The following is a 15,015-nucleotide window of genomic DNA, read 5'->3' on the forward strand; positions in this document are numbered from 1 at the left end:
GGGATCAGCGGAGATCCCCGCGGAACACGGCGGTCTTGGCGCCGAACAGATAGTCCACGGTGAGGGTGACGTCTTCACGAGCGGATTCCGCGATGGAGAACACATACGTGCCCTCCGCGGAATCGCCGGGAGCCAGAGTGCCTTCGAACGGTGCTCCGCCGGGCTGGGTCAACGCGCCGGCCGGCGCACGGTCTTTGCCGGAATAGGCGTTGACGACGATGTACTCGAGGTCGACCGGCTCCGTGCCGTCGTTCAGGATGCGGACGGTCGCCCTGATCGCTGGGCCGGAGGTCTCTCCGGCGCTGGTCGCCTCGCCCTGCACGGCCTGGAGGCTGGAGAGCGAGATCTCGATGCCGTCGTCCGTGACGATCGTCTCGTCGGGGGCGACGGGGGAGAGCTCGGGGAAGGGAGCATCGCTCTCGAGCGGAGCGGGGGTGGGCGTCTGCGCGGGACGCGGAGCGTCGGGGCTCACGATGTCACGCGGAGGTACAGTCGGCGTGGCCGACGGTGACGGCGATCCCGCCGGGCTGCCCGAGAACAGCGGCGGGAGGACGAATGCGGCGGCGACCGCCAGGGCGATGACGACGATCAGGATCGTGAGTGGGATCCAGGCCCGACGACGTGTGGGTTCCGACCCCTCGGCTGCTTCCACCGTATGACCCCCATGACCGATACCGCGCGGTGCCCCGTTGGACGAGGGGCGTGCTCAGAGTTTAGACCGAGACCTCGCGGTCTGAACGAGCCGAGGTCATCAAGCGGCGTCCGTCGCGCACGCCGCGCCAGGCGGCTCGCAGCGGTGGTATCGGACGCAGGAACTGACGGCGCCCACCACGGAGCAGCACCTGCCAGGCATTGCGCCCCGCGCTGCGCGACCACGCCTCGGCATCCTTCCGGTCCAGCAGCAGCGCCGCGAAGAGCAGCCGATTGCGGATGTTGTAGTAGTAGTACAACTCGGATTTCGCCTCTGCACGCTGTCGTGCGGAGCGATGAGTGCCGCCTTCGTCGTGCACCGCGACGGCCTCGTCGACGACCAGGAGCCTGCCACCGGCCCTGCTCGCACGCACCGAGATGTCGACGTCCTCCCAGTAGAGGAAGTAGTCGTCGTGGAATCCGTCCAGTCGCTCCCACAGCGGGCGCGGAACCCACAGGCAGGCGCCGCTCAGCCACGGCATCCGACGGGCGTCGGGCTGCTCCCGTCGCCGCCGCGGACCGCCCATCGAGCCGTCGTCGAGGTAGACGTCCATGCCGGCGAACCAGGTTCGTCCGTGCGCGTCCTCCACGCGCGGGGAGGCCAGCGTCATCCCGTCCTGGGTCGCTGCCGCGAGGGCGCGAGTCGAGCGCGCGTCGATATGCGCGTCCGGATTCAGGAGCAGGACGTCGGTGGCGCCGAGCTCTCCGAAGGCGACCGCGGCGCCCGCGTTGACCCCTCCTCCGAAGCCGGCGTTGTCCGCCATCGCGACAAGATGCCACCCCTGTCCGGTACACAGGTGCTCGACTCTGACCCGTTCCTCGGGGCTGGAGAGGTTGTCGACGACGATGATCCGGGCATCGGGCACGGCGGCGGCCGTGGCCGTCAGGTTCTCCTGCAGAAGGCGGGACGACGCGTAGTTGACGACGATGATCCCCAGCACTCGTGACTCGCTCATCGATGGTCCTTCCAGATCGCGACGGATCCGCCCTCCAGGGGTGCGAATGCTGTCGATATAGTGAAGGCTACATTTCGACGCCGCCTGGGGGATTTGTCGTGTCAGAGATCCGTGCCGCCATGACGCTGCTGAAGCAGGCGCAGAAGTCGTCGAAAGGCGCGGCGGCGTACTCGCGCTACGTCAACCGACCGCTCGGGCGTCCCCTCGCGGCGACCGCCTACGTGCTGAAGATGACCCCGACCCAGGTGACGATGGTCAGCGCCCTGTGCACGCTGACCGGTGTCGTGCTGATCGCCCTGCTCGCCCCGACGCTGTGGTCGTCGATCCTGGTGACCGCCCTTCTCGTGCTGGGCTACGCCCTGGACTCCGCCGACGGCCAGCTCGCACGGCTCACCGGCACCGGTTCGCTCGCCGGTGAGTGGCTCGATCACTTCTTCGACTCGCTGAAACTCGCCACCATCCACCTCGCCGTGCTGGTGTGCTGGTTCCGGTTCTACGAGATCGAGGACCACTGGCTGCTGGTGCCACTCGCGTTCGCCGCGATCGCGAACACCTTCTTCTTCGGCATCATGGCCGCCGACTTCCTGCGGCGCATCCACCGCCTCCAGGCCCCCGTCCAGACTGCCGAGGCGCCGCGAGAGGCCTGGCGCTCCGGCTCGCTCTACTCGATCGCGGTGATCCCGACCGACTACGGCTTCCTGAGCCTGGCGTTCGTGCTGCTGTGGTGGCAGGACGGATTCGTCTTCGTCTACACCGCCCTCGCCGCCATCAACGCGCTCATGCTGTGCCTCGCCGCAGTGCGCTGGTACCGTTCGATCCGCGGATTGGGCGCCGATGCCTGAGTCCACCCGTCCGCTCCGCGTGATGCAGTCCTTCGGGACGCCGCGCGTGACGACCAATCCGTACATCACGATGCTCGATGAGGCGCTCGCCGCCTCCCCCGAGGTCGAGCACTTGCGATTCTCGTGGCGTGAGGCGCTCCTCGGCCGCTATGACGTCTTCCACTGGCACTGGCCCGAGGTGAAGCTCCACGGTGGCAGCGCCGTATCGTCCGTCGGCAAGTACGCGCTCGCCGCACTGCTCGCGCTGCGCCATACTGTCGATCGACGTATCGCCGTCGTGCGCACCGTGCACAACCTCGAGCTGCCCGACGACAATGCGGCTCGACTCTGGCTGCTGCGTCGCATCGACCGCCAGCCCGACCATCGGATCCTGCTCAACGAGACCACGCCGCTTACGCCCGAGACGGCGCAGACGGTGATCCTGCACGGTCACTACCGCGACTGGTACCGGCCGGAGCCGGGGGCCGCGGCCATGAAGGGTCGGCTCGGCACGTTCGGGGGTGTGCGTCGGTACAAGGGCGTGTCGGGCTTCGTCGACGCCTACGCCGAGGCCGTGGCCATCGATGACGGCATCAGCATGGTCGTCGGCGGCAAGGCATCCAGCAAGGAGCTGGCCGACGATCTGCGCGCCCGTGTGGCGGATCTGCCCGGGGTGACCCTGCAGCTCGACTTCCTGAGCGATGCGGAACTCGTCGAACTCGTCACCTCCTGTGAACTCATCGTGCTCGCCTACCGTTTCATGCATAATTCCGGCAGTGTGCTGGCTGCGCTCTCGCTCGACCGGGCGGTGCTGGTTCCGCGCAACGCGCCCAACGAGGCTCTGGCCGCCGAGGTCGGCGCCGAGTGGGTGCAGATGTACGACGGCGAACTCGACGGTCGACGTCTCGTCGATGCGCTGTCCGCGGTGCGCCGGATCGCATCGGACCGCCCCGATCTCTCCCGGCGCGAATGGGTGGATGCCGGAGCGGCGCACGCGAACGTCTATCGTGCGGCGCTTCATGCCCGCAGGGGTCGGCGCCGACCGCGCGGAACCACGGCGGTCGGAGCATGATGCGGGAGGCGGCGTTCCGGCTGAAGACCGCGCTCGGAGGCCGCAGCAGCACCGACGCGTACCGCGAGTTCCTCGCGATGGACGCCCTCGATCCGGAGGCCATCGCCGAGGTCTCCGCACGGCGTTCGGCGGAGCACGCGCAGTTCGCCTTCGCGCGCAGTCCGTTCTACCGCGACCTCTACTCGTCGCATGGCTTCTCGGCCGCCGACCTGCGCGACCCGGCTTCGTTCTCGAGCCTGCCGATCGTCGACAAGGCGATGCTGCGCGAGAACTTCGACCGGATCCGGACCGATGAGGCGAATGATCGCACCAGCGTCACGTCCAAGACCGGCGGAAGCACCGGCCTTCCCCTTCACCTGCTCCGCGACCTGCGATTCCCTGCGCGCGCGCTCGAGTGGCGCCTGTTCCAGTGGTGGGGTGTGAACCCGTGGGACGACCGGGGGATCGTCACGCGTCACGTGCTGACCGGGGCCGCTCGAATCCGGCATGACCTCGGATGGCTCCCGTCACGGCGGGTGCAGCTCGACGCATTCCAGATCACCGATGAGGCCGTGACCGAGTTCGTGAGCGCCTGGAGTCGGGTGCGACCGCGATTCCTCATCGGCTACGGCGGCGGGGTGCTCGACACGGTGCGACGGATGCAGAGGCTCGGGCTCACCGTCACGCCTCCGCGTGCTGTCGCGGTCACGGCGGCACCGCTCACCGCGGGTACGCGCGCCGAGATCGAGACGGCGTTCGGCGCTCCCTGCTTCGACCACTACCGCTCGGCGGAGATCCCCTGGATGGCGGGCGAATGCGCGCATCAGAGCGGCCTGCACGTCTTCGCCGACGCCCGTCGGATCGAGATCGTCGACAGCGAGGATTCGGTCGTCGCCGACGACGTTGAGGGCGAGGTCATCGTGAGCGATCTGACGAACCGGGTCTTCCCGGTCGTGCGCTACCGCCTGGGGGACATCAGCCGTTTCCTCCCGGGGACGTGCGCCTGCGGGCGGGGGCTCCCGCGCCTGGGAGCGATCTCCGGCCGCTCCTCCGACGCCGTGCGTCTGCCGGACGGCACCACCATCGCGGGAGCGCTGGGCCATATCTTCGACGACTCCCCTCTTGCGATCCGGCAGTTCGAGATCGTCCAGGACGCGGACTATTCCGTCACTCTGCGGTGCATCCTGAGTGATGCGCCCGACGCCCAGGCGGGCATCGATGCAGCAGCCGCGAAGCTGCGTTTCGCGACGAAGGGGATCGTGCCCGTGACGGTCGAACGCGTCGACAGCATCCCGCAGATCGGGGGCAAGATGCGGTTCATCCGCAGTGCCGTCACCTCGCTTCCCGCGGACGGTTCTGCCCCCGCGAGCGACTGAGATATCGGTTTGACAACGATCTTCGCGAACATCTGTATAGAATGATCCCTGGCCGCCGCCCTCCGGGTAGGCGGTGCGTACCGATACTGCACACCATCTCGCCCGGAGGGGGCTAGCTGGAGGGGCGCGGTGTACGCGGGCAAACCCCCAAGGAGAACCAGTTGCGTTCGCGACGTAAGTCCATCCGATCCCACCCCTCCCATACGATCGCCGCGAGCACCGCGGCAGCCATCGCCGCCGGAGCACTGATCGCCGGCCTCTTCGGCGCTCCCGCTCAGGCAAGCGAGTCACCCGAGCCGGACCCGTCGTCGACCGCGGACTCCGCGCCGACGGCCAGCGACACCCCAGCACCTGCTGCCGACGGCGTCGACGAGGCGAAGAGCACTGATCAGCCGGCCGAACAGCCGACCGAGGATACCGCCGACGTTCCAGCCGCCGAGCAGAAGGCAGCGCCATCCGCCCTCGCCGCGCCGACGGTACTGCTCGCCGACGACTTCACCCGCAGCACTGCGGCAGGGTGGGGTCGCTCCGACAACGATCTCGCGTATTCGTCGTGGTCGTCGCGCAACGACGTGGCGGGCGTCGACGGTTCGGCGGCGACGCTCTCGCTCAACCCTGGCGAGTCCGCGTATCTGACTCCCCGTGCGGTTCAGGCGGGCGACGTCAAGATCTCGGCGGACATCCGCCTGAAGGCCAACGGCGGACGCAGCTACTACGCATACACCACACGCGTGCAGAGCGACGGATCGTCGTATCGCCTGCGGGTGGTCACCGACGCGGACGGGAAGGTTCAGCTCTCGGTCCTGCGCAGCAAGGACCGCATCGACACGGAGCTGAATTCCGTCGCTGTGCCTGAGAGCCTGCTCGGCGACACCTGGTTCACGCTCGACGCGACCGTGACCGGCACCGACGACGTCCTCTTGGAAGCGCGTCTCACACCTCAGGGTGAGACTCCGGGAGCGCCCCAGCTCATCGCCACCGACCGCTCGGCAGCGCGCCTCTCCGCGCCGGGTGGCCTCGCCGTCTGGGGCTACGCCTCCAGCAGCGCGAAGGGACAGACCGTTCTGCAGATCGACTCGCTGTCGGCCGTGGTCGCGACGACGCCGCTCAGCGGCGAGCAGCCGGTCGAGCCCGAGCCGCCGGTCGAGCCCGAGCAGCCGGCCGAGCCCGAGCAGCCCACAGAGCCCGAGCAGCCGGCCGAGCCCGAGCAGCCGGCCGAGCCCGAGCAGCCCACAGAGCCCGAGCAGCCCACAGAGCCCGAGCAGCCTCAGCCGGAGCCGAACACGTCCTCGCGCGGCGCGGCGACGGTCGGAACCGCGACCTACGCGGTTCCGACGGGCGCGGTGTTCGTGAACGGCGCCTCGTCGTCCGGAGCGCAGAACGGCTCTGCGGAGTCGCCCTTCCGCACCGTGCAGGCCGCAGTCGACGCGTCCCGCGCCGGATCGACGATCGTCATCCGCGGTGGTGAGTATCACGAGTCCGTCAACGTGCCGTTCAGCAAGACCCTGGTCATCCAGGCCTACCCCGGTGAGGCCGTGTGGTTCGACGGCTCGAGGAGCGTCACGTCGTGGACGCAGTCCGGTTCGAGGTGGGAGAGCGGGGGATGGAAGTCCGAGTTCAGCAGTGACATGCTCAACGGCAACGCGAGCTGGTTCGTCGACCCCAAGTACCCCATGGCCAACCGTCCCGACATGCTGTTCATCGATGGGGTGGCGCAGAAGCAGGTGGCATCGGCGGCGGAGGTCGTCGCGGGCACGTTCGCGGTCGATTACGCCTCCGACCGGTTGATCCTGGGCACCGACCCGGCCGGTCGCCAGGTACGGGTGAGCGACCTCCCGCAGGCACTCAACGTCCAGTCGGCGAACTCGGTCCTGCAGGGCTTCGGCGTGCGTCGCTACGCGACGTCGTACGACGTGCTGGGAACCGTGCGCATGCACAACGTCGGGACGGTCCTGCGCGACCTCGTGATCGAGGACAACGCCACGATCGGACTCTTCGTGGGCAACGACCGTGCGACGGTCGACAACCTCACGATCCGTCGCAACGGGCTGCTCGGGTTCTCGCTCACCACGGCGTACGACTCGAAAGTCACCGACTCGCTCTTCACTGACAACAACGTGGAGCACTTCAACGGCTCTCCGGTCGCCGGAGGCATCAAGGTGACGCGTTCGCGCGGTGTCCTCATGAGCAACGTCGACACCAGCCGCAACATCGGCAGCGGCACCTGGTTCGACGAGTCGTGCTTCGACGTGAAGATCGTCGACGTCACCTCCAACGGCAACACCGAGATCGGCATCCATGCCGAACTGTCCTCGCGGGTCACGATCGCCCGCAGCCAGGTGTTCGACAACAAGGAGGGCATCCGCATCTTCGACACCGAGAACGTGCTCATCACGAACAACGATCTCGGCAACAATTCGCGGCACGACATCAACCTGATGCAGGACGAACGTCGTCAGGCGACGCACCGCGTGGGTCGCGACCCACGGGTGAGCGGCGCGGACCCGACGGTCACCTGGATCACGCGCAACATCGACATCCGCAACAACGTGTTCGGCGCGGGAGGTCCGCGGGCCATCTTCGCTCATGACACGGCGACGGGCCGCGCCGTGGACACCTGGAACCTCAGCATCGCGGGCAACCTGTTCAGCAGTTCCGCCGGCGGGCCCTCGATGGTGACGTGGGGTGGCTCCGGTGACGTCTACGAGACGTTCCAGACGCCCCAGGCGCTCGCCTCCGCGAAGAACGGATCATGGGCCAACGCCATGACCGCGAAGCCGGAGCCGTTCGCGTCGATGGCAGACGACATCAAGGCCAACGCCTCGATCGCTCTGCCGGTCCTTCCGGAGGTCGCGACCCTGCTTGGGCTCACGACGGGAGCCGAGCTCCTCGGCAGCGGCAACTGACGACCGCCTCCGCCCGCCATCGTCCGCCGGACCATGGCGGGCGGATCGCGTCCGGGACGAACGCCGGGTGGAAGCGGGCACAATGGAGACGTGACACACGACACGCGTTCGCCGTTTCTGCTGGTCCACGCCGGGTGGGAGCTCTTCGGCTCCGATCGGATGCTGTTGGAGACCGCGGTCGCACTCACCCGGGCCGACGAGCGCGTGGTAGTCGCCTTGCCGGAGCCGGGGCCGCTCGTCGAGCACCTCCGAGCGGCCGGCGTCGAGGTGCTGATCCCACCGATGTTCGCGTTGCGCAAGTCCGTCCTCCACCCGCGCAATTGGCTGCGAACCGTGCGCGACGCGATCCGCGGAACGGTCGCGGCCGTCACCATCGTGCGCCGACTGCGCCCGAAGGCTCTTTACGTCAGCACCATCGTGCTTCCCCTCTGGCCGATCGTCGGGCGGCTCCTGCGGGTTCCGACGGTGACGCATGTGCACGAGGCGGAGGCCTCGGCGGCGCGCGTCGTGAACCTCGTCCTCTACGCCCCGCACCTCGCGTCCCATCGACTCATCGTGAACAGTGAGTTCACCCTCCGCACCGTGGGCGACAGCATCCCCGCGCTCGCGAGGCGTGCGACGGTGATCCCCAACGGCGTCGCCTCTCCGAGCGACGTCCCCGCGCCACGAGAAGACCTCGACGGCCTGCACGTCGTGTACGTCGGGCGCATGTCGCACCGCAAGGGTCCCGATGTGGCGCTCGACGCGATCGGCCTTCTCCGACGACGAGGAGTGGAAGCCGATCTGCAGTTGATCGGCGCGGTGTTCGCGGGCAACGAGTCGTACGAGGAGGTTCTCACCGCCCGGATCAAGGAACTCGGTCTGGGCGACCAGGTCACCCACCACGGTTTCCGCGCCGACATCTGGCCGGTGCTCGCCGGAGCAGATGTGGTCGTCGTCCCTTCGCGCCAGGACGAATCCTTCGGAAACACCGCGGTGGAGGGCATCCTGGCGGCGCGGCCGGTCGTTGCGAGCGACATCGCCGGGCTGCGGGAGGCCGTCGGCGGATACTCCGCTGCCCTCTTCGTGCAGCCGGGGGACGCCGAGGCGCTGGCCGACGCGCTCGCGACGATCGCCGCGGACTGGGCGACCTACCGATCGCGCGCCTCATCCGCCCGCGAAGCGGCTCTGCAGCGCTTCGCCCCTGACGCCTATCGCCGATCTGTAGCCGACCTGATGAAGGAGCTCGCGCGCGACTGACTCAGCGCCGGCGTCGCTCCTCGGCCGCCGTCGTCAGCGCGCGTTCGCCTTGGACTTGGGCTTGGAATCATCCTTCACCGCGGTCGGTGCCGACGGCGAGGCGCTGAGGAACTCCGTGACCTGGGCGTGGAAGCTCTTCACATCCCCGACGGTGACACGGAGCATCGCGTGGTGCTCGCGGTCCGATCGGTGGTGGGCGTCGGCGATGTCGTAGGGCTCGCGGCCGGGCCTACCGAACAGCGAGCGTCGCGACGGGGGCAGCGTGACGAAGCCGCGTCTGGTGTGCAGGGCATCGGCGTAGACCCGGAGCTCTCGCTCATCGTCGGCGAGTGAATCGAACTGTGCCACGAGTTCCAGCTCGGGTTGCCGCACCGGCTCGGCACCCAGATGGATGGCCTCGCGCAGCGTGAACGCACGCGAGCGCACCTCCGGGGCAAGCGTGGCCACCACTGAGCGCTCGGCGCGACTCGCGGTCAGGATCAGGTCCGCGGAGCGCAGGTCATCGATATCGACCGCCTGCGAACGATGCGTCTCGGCGGACGCGGCATCGGTCTCCTCGGCGGCGATGGAGGCCGAGACCTGGCAGATCTCCAGGGCGCCCCGGCCGACGCGCGTCCCTGCGCTCGAGATCTGCCAGTCGCCCGCGCCGGTCTGAGCGCGCATCACGATCTCCATCAACGGCGATCGGCAGACGTTGGCTTCGCAGACGAAGATCAGTCTGTGCGTCACAAGTTCCCCCTCGTGGAACCGTCGACTCCGGTTCGATCATCCAACATAGGCGATAATGGGGCCGATGGCGCATCGCGCGACTTCGCGTCGCGCTGTGTCGAGGGGATACGGGGACACATGACACTGCAGGACTACTTCCAGTCGCTCAAGAGCCACTGGATCGTGATCGTCCTCCTGACCCTGGTCGGAGGAGGATCCGCCTACGCCTACTCGCAGTTCGTCGACCCCGAGTACCGCGCCGAGTCCCAGGTGATGGTCATTCCCACCCGTGGTGAGAACACGAGCGAACTGCTGCAGGGGTCCAACTACGTGCAGAGCCTCGTCCAGACCTACACGCTCCTGGTCAGCTCGCCCACCGTCCTCGATCCCGTCATCGAGAACCTCGGTCTCGAAGAGACGCCGAACCGCCTCGCGCGGCGCGTTGACGTGAACGTGCCGCTCAACACGGTCGTCATCGAGATCGGCGTCACGGATGCCGACGGCAAGACCGCGAGCGACACCGCCAACGCGATCGCCGACCAGCTCGCCGACGCGGTGCGCAACGTCTCGCCGACGAGTGCCGATGGCGAACCCGCCGTGCGCATCGAGACCATCTCCGCCGCGCGCACACCGACAGTGCCCGTTTCTCCGAACACGCGCAACAACGTGATCCTGGGCGCCGGAGTGGGCTTCGTCGCCGGTGTCGTGTTCGCGGTGCTCCGTCGCCGCCTGGCCACCCGGATCACCACGGCGCGCTCGCTGAGCGAGGTCACCGAGGTCGCTCTCCTGGGCGAGATCCCCGAGGCTTCGGACAGCCAGGCCATCGCTCGAGTCATCCGTTCCCAACCGGACGGCCGGGTGGCGGAAGCGATGCGACAGGTCGCCGCCAGCCTCAAGTTCGTCGACGTCGACAAGCACCGCCGAGTCATCCTCGTCACCTCCTGCTCGGCGCAGGAAGGCAAGTCGTCGGTCAGTCTCGGACTGGCCATCACCCTCGCCGAGGGCGGTCGATCGGTCCTGTTCATCGAGGCCGACCTCCGCCGTCCGAGCACGGCCCGCTACACCCAGCTGGAGGGCGCGGTGGGGCTCACGACCGTGCTCATCGGCGATGCCGAGCTCGACCAGGCCGTGCAGCAGTGGGGGCGACCGGGCCTGGACATCCTGACCGCCGGCGCGCAGCCGCCCAACCCCGGCCAGCTGCTGTCCAGTGGCGGGTTGCATCGCGTCGTCGAGGCAGCGCGCGAGTCCTACGACTACGTCATCATCGACACCGCACCGGTGCTGTCGGTGAGTGACGCGCTGTGGCTGTCGACGATGGCCGACGGCACGCTCTTCGTCGTGCGATCGAACCGCACCAAGGGCGCCGACCTCACCCGGGCGCTCACCTCGCTGGAAGCGACCAGGACCCCGGTGCTCGGTATCGTGCTCAACGGCGTGCGCGGTGCCGCCAAGAACCCGTATTACACCGACGATCGCTCCACGGGTCTCGGCCGGCGTCTGTTCCGTCGCGGCGCCCCCGGCTCGTCGCAGTGAACTCCGTCCGCGCTCTCAGCGCGCGTGCGCTGACCATGGTGATCTCGCTCGTCTGCGGCGTGATCACGACGCGGATGATCCTCGGCGAGACCGACATCCAGCACTACGCGCTGTACTCCCTGCTGATCACGATCCCTTCGCTGCTGACGTTCACCGACCTCGGCAGCGGCGCCGTCCTCGTGAACGCCGTCGCCACCAGCGACGACATCCGCGCCGACCGCACTCTGCGGCTGCAGATCACCTCGGTGGGCCGCGTACTGCTGATGTTCGCGACCGGCTTGATGCTGATCAACACCGTGCTGCTCGTCACCGGCGGATGGCGGGCGCTGTTCGGCGACGCGGGCGCGATCCCGGGTGCCTCACTCGCCGCCTTCCTCTGCATCAGCCTTTTCAGCCTCTCGATCACATTGGGCGTGTGGTTCCGCATCCTTCTCGGACAGCGCCGCAACCACATCGTGATCCTCGTCCAGGGCGCGATCTCCCCTGTCACCCTCGGCGGAGTCTGGCTCATGCTCACCTTCGGCGGCCGCGACTTCGACGCCTATCTCGCGATCGCCTCCTACGGGGCGTCGCTGTTCTCGGCGATCGTCGGATTCCTGCTCGTCACCCGATCCACCGCGCCGCTCATCCCCGATGCCCTGCGGATGCTGCTGCGCTTCCGCAGCGTCCGCGGTGTGCGCGTGATGGACGTCGGCTGGCCGATGCTGGCGCAGATGATCACCTATCCGATCGCGGTGGGATCTCAGCGCTATGTGCTGGCGCAGTTCGGCACCCCCGTCGACGTCGCGGAGTACGGCGTGGCCGGGCAGGTCTTCTTCGCCCTCAACGGCCTCGTCATGGCGGCGGGGGTCGCGCTGTGGCCCCAGTTCGCCCGTCTCCGCCATAAGGGCGAACTGCGTCGAGGCCCATTCCTCCTGTCGCTGATCTTCGCCGGCGCGATCGCGGCGGCCACGTTCATGGTCTGGCTGGTCGCGCCCTGGCTGTTCGAGTTCATCACGCAGGGCGAGCTCGAGGTGCGCACGCTGACGATCCTCTCGTTCGGATGCATGATCATGCTGACGGCAGCGGTCTACCCGCTGGGCATGTTCATCATGGACAAGCCGGGCATCCGGTTCCAGGTCATCCCGACGCTCGCCATGGCGACCGTCAGCATCGTCCTGTCGATCGTGCTCACACCGATCCTCGGAATCGTCGGACCCCTGATCGGGGTGTCCTTCGCACTGACCGTGTGTCAGATCATTCCGTACTCGATCTACATCCATCGACACCGCGACCGTCTGCTCGGGGTCGAGGCTCAGTCGAAGGCGGAGACGCCGACCGACGTCGACTAACCGGGCCAGTCCGCCTGGGCGCGGCGCGCGCGGCGCGCTGCGGAGTGGATGGACTCGCCGCGAGCGATGCGGACGGCGAGGTCCTCGTACGCCGAGGTGACATCGTCCCAGGAGAAGGCCTCAGCGGCGCGGCGGCGCAGCGCCGCGGAGTCCTCGATGACCGCGTCGTCGTCTGCCTCGGCGGCATCGACCGCGCGGGCGACATCGGCCGGACCGGTGAAGTACCAACCGCGTCCGTCGAGCACCTCGCGGTTGAACACAACGTCGTAGGCGATCACCGCTGTGCCGGCTCCCATTGCGCGGAGCAGCGAGGGATTCGTGCCGCCGACGGAGTGCCCGTGCAGGTAGGTGGAGGCGTGGTGGTAGAGCGCATCGAGGAGCTCCTGGTCGTAGACGGCTCCGAGAAGTCGGATGCGCGGGTCCGCTGCGGCGATGCGCTCGATCGCGGCCGTGTACTCCGCCGCGTAGGGAGCCGAGCCGACGACGACGAGAGGCTTGACGGCCTCGGATGCCGCATAGCCCTCGACGATCTCCCGCACATGATTCTCCGGTTCGAACCGGGCGACGACGAGGTGGTACCCGCGCGGTTCGAGGCCGAGCTCGTGGATGCCGGCGACCGGGGCGTGGTCGAGCAACGGCGCACCGTAGCGGATCAGCTCGCTGTCGACGCCGAACTGATGTTCGTAGTAGTCCGCGATCCCCGGCGCGTCGGAGATGATCGCGTCCGCACGCCGGACGCCGAACGCCTCGGCCCAGCGGTAGTAGGCCTTGCCGCGCGAACCCCACTTCGATCGACGCCACTCCAGGCCGTCCATATGGAGGGCGACCGGGATGCGGCGGGCGCGGAGAAGGGGCAGGAACGGCGAGTTCGCCGCATTGAAAACGAAGGCCGCGTCGGGGCGGCCCCTGGTGATCGAGTGCAGCGTCGAGAGCGCCGTATGGCTCAGCGTCTCAAGCGCCTTGTGGCGAACCGCGAGGAGCGTCACGCGCCGCATGCCGAGATACGTCTCGCCGACGGTGCCGGCGTCACGTCCGTAGACGAGCACACGGTGACCGCGCTGCACGAGACGGCGTCCGACCTCTTCCACGGCGGTCTCGAAACCACCATAGGCGGCGGGGATGCCGCGCGTGCCGATCAGTGCGATGCGGAGCGGCGGCGTCGAAGAGATCGAATCGGAGCGCATCGCCTCAGTATGCCCGAGCCGGGGCCGCAGCCTCGTCCTGGCCTCCGACTATCCTGGGGCGGTGTCTGCATCGCACCGAGCCGATCGTCCCCTGTCGTGGGGTTTCCCCGCCGAGCAATCGGTGAGCGTGTGGGAGGAGCGGCACTCCCGCGGGGAGGTGCCGAGCGTCTGGCCGTACGGGCTCGACGGAGTCCGCGAGTTCGCCCCCGTGCACGTGCTCGATCTGCCGGCCCCTGACCGCCTCGCGCGGCTCCGGGCGCGCGCCGGCCTCGGACCCCGTTCGCGCGTCGGCCTGGCCTTCACCTGGGACGAGAACGCCGCTTTCCGGCTGCAGGTGACTCGCCCGCACGAGCGCTTCGTCTCCGGAGTCATCTGGCTCACCGATCTGATCGAGCGGGGCGCTGTTCCCGCTCGACTCATCGAAGTGCTCCGTCGCGCCGAGGCGCTCTGGGTTCTCAGCGAGGCGCAGGTCGAGCCGCTGCGCGAGCTGTTCGGTGCGAGGGGGCCGCGCGTCGTCGCGGTCCCGTTCGGAGTGGATGCCGAGTTCTTCTCACCCCGCCCGTATCCCGCGCAGCCGCGGATCGTGAGCATCGGGAACGACCGCGATCGAGACCCGCAGACACTCTTCCGCGCGCTCGCGCTCGTGCGCGAAGCGCGACCGGACGTCGAACTCGTCGTGCAGACCTCGGCGTCGGGCGCGCCTGACGGCGTCGAGGTCGTACAGCGGATGACTCACCGCGAGCTGCGCGAGCTCTACGGCACGGCGAGTGTCGTTGCCACCGCCACGCGTCCCAACCTCCACGTGTCGGGGATGACGGTGACCCTGGAGGCTCTCGCGACCGGGCGCCCTGTCGTGAACACCGACACGCCGGGCATGGGGCAGTACGTGGCCGAGGGGCGGACGGGCAACCTCGTGCCGGTCGGAGATGCCGACGCCATGGCCCGGCGTCTGATCGCCCTGCTCGACGATCCCGCCGGTGCCGAGGCGATGGGGCGGGACGGCCGTCGAGTCGTCGAGGAGAGCTTCCGGACACAGGTGATGTGCGCGCACCTTTCCACGCTTCTCCTCTCCGTCGCGGAGTGACACGCGGTTCGAGGAGAACTCGCCGAAACTCGTCATGGCGCGACTGGGCCGAGTGCGCTATCGTTGGCGCGGATGCGTCTATGGGGGACGCTGGGGGATTTCAATCTGCTTGCCGCCATGCGGCAGTGCCTGGGGA

At 68.5% G+C, this 15,015-nt stretch carries 12 protein-coding genes; 8 read left to right on the forward strand and 4 right to left on the reverse strand.

Going from position 1 to position 15,015, the window contains the following annotated elements; translation table 11 throughout:
• Positions 1–4: 4 nt before the first annotated feature.
• Both RS85_RS14185 and RS85_RS14190 read right to left on the reverse strand, forming a co-directional pair.
• Positions 5–652, reverse strand: coding sequence for a hypothetical protein (locus RS85_RS14185; protein ID WP_046014100.1), 648 nt, complete (start codon positions 650–652; stop codon positions 5–7).
• A 61-nt stretch (positions 653–713) separates the two neighbouring features.
• Positions 714–1,646: a glycosyltransferase family 2 protein gene (locus tag RS85_RS14190; protein ID WP_046014101.1), complete on the reverse strand. Its 933-nt coding sequence runs from the start codon at positions 1,644–1,646 to the stop codon at positions 714–716.
• Between the two features lie 98 nt (positions 1,647–1,744).
• On the opposite strand from RS85_RS14190, the gene RS85_RS14195 reads away from it, so the two are divergent.
• The 5 genes from RS85_RS14195 (at position 1,745) to RS85_RS14215 (ending at position 9,039) form a co-directional block, all read left to right on the forward strand.
• Positions 1,745–2,488, forward strand: coding sequence for a CDP-alcohol phosphatidyltransferase family protein (locus RS85_RS14195; protein WP_200894845.1), 744 nt, complete (start codon positions 1,745–1,747; stop codon positions 2,486–2,488).
• A complete protein-coding gene (locus RS85_RS14200) occupies positions 2,481–3,539 on the forward strand; it encodes a hypothetical protein (RefSeq protein WP_046014102.1) in 1,059 nt (352 codons plus the stop codon). The genes RS85_RS14195 and RS85_RS14200 overlap by 8 nt, the downstream gene beginning before the upstream one ends.
• Positions 3,536–4,894, forward strand: coding sequence for a phenylacetate--CoA ligase family protein (locus tag RS85_RS14205; RefSeq protein WP_046014103.1), 1,359 nt, complete (start codon positions 3,536–3,538; stop codon positions 4,892–4,894). Before RS85_RS14200 ends, RS85_RS14205 begins: the two co-directional genes overlap by 4 nt.
• A gap of 161 nt (positions 4,895–5,055) precedes the next feature.
• A complete protein-coding gene (locus tag RS85_RS19895) occupies positions 5,056–7,800 on the forward strand; it encodes a right-handed parallel beta-helix repeat-containing protein (RefSeq protein WP_046014104.1) in 2,745 nt (914 codons plus the stop codon).
• 90 nt (positions 7,801–7,890) lie between these two features.
• Positions 7,891–9,039, forward strand: a complete 1,149-nt coding sequence (locus RS85_RS14215; RefSeq protein ID WP_046014105.1) for a glycosyltransferase family 4 protein — start codon at positions 7,891–7,893, stop codon at positions 9,037–9,039.
• 33 nt (positions 9,040–9,072) lie between these two features.
• Here the strand turns inward: RS85_RS14215 and RS85_RS14220 are convergent, their stop codons facing one another.
• Positions 9,073–9,768, reverse strand: coding sequence for an arsenate reductase/protein-tyrosine-phosphatase family protein (locus RS85_RS14220; RefSeq protein ID WP_046014106.1), 696 nt, complete (start codon positions 9,766–9,768; stop codon positions 9,073–9,075).
• A gap of 117 nt (positions 9,769–9,885) precedes the next feature.
• Between RS85_RS14220 and RS85_RS14225 the strand changes: the two genes are divergently transcribed.
• Together RS85_RS14225 and RS85_RS14230 are read left to right on the forward strand one after the other, a co-directional pair.
• A complete protein-coding gene (locus tag RS85_RS14225) occupies positions 9,886–11,280 on the forward strand; it encodes a polysaccharide biosynthesis tyrosine autokinase (RefSeq protein ID WP_046014107.1) in 1,395 nt (464 codons plus the stop codon).
• Positions 11,277–12,611, forward strand: a complete 1,335-nt coding sequence (locus RS85_RS14230) for a hypothetical protein (protein ID WP_046014108.1) — start codon at positions 11,277–11,279, stop codon at positions 12,609–12,611. Before RS85_RS14225 ends, RS85_RS14230 begins: the two co-directional genes overlap by 4 nt.
• Here RS85_RS14230 and RS85_RS14235 read toward each other — a convergent pair.
• Positions 12,608–13,795, reverse strand: a complete 1,188-nt coding sequence (locus RS85_RS14235; RefSeq protein ID WP_046014109.1) for a DUF1972 domain-containing protein — start codon at positions 13,793–13,795, stop codon at positions 12,608–12,610. The genes RS85_RS14230 and RS85_RS14235 overlap by 4 nt on opposite strands.
• A 61-nt stretch (positions 13,796–13,856) precedes the next feature.
• On the opposite strand from RS85_RS14235, the gene RS85_RS14240 reads away from it, so the two are divergent.
• Positions 13,857–14,879 (forward strand): glycosyltransferase family 4 protein, encoded by a 1,023-nt coding sequence (locus RS85_RS14240; RefSeq protein ID WP_046014228.1) that lies wholly within the window; start codon positions 13,857–13,859, stop codon positions 14,877–14,879.
• Positions 14,880–15,015: the final 136 nt, after the last annotated feature.

Origin of the sequence: Microbacterium sp. SA39, from assembly GCF_000967865.1 — a bacterium.
Lineage (GTDB): Bacteria > Actinomycetota > Actinomycetes > Actinomycetales > Microbacteriaceae > Microbacterium.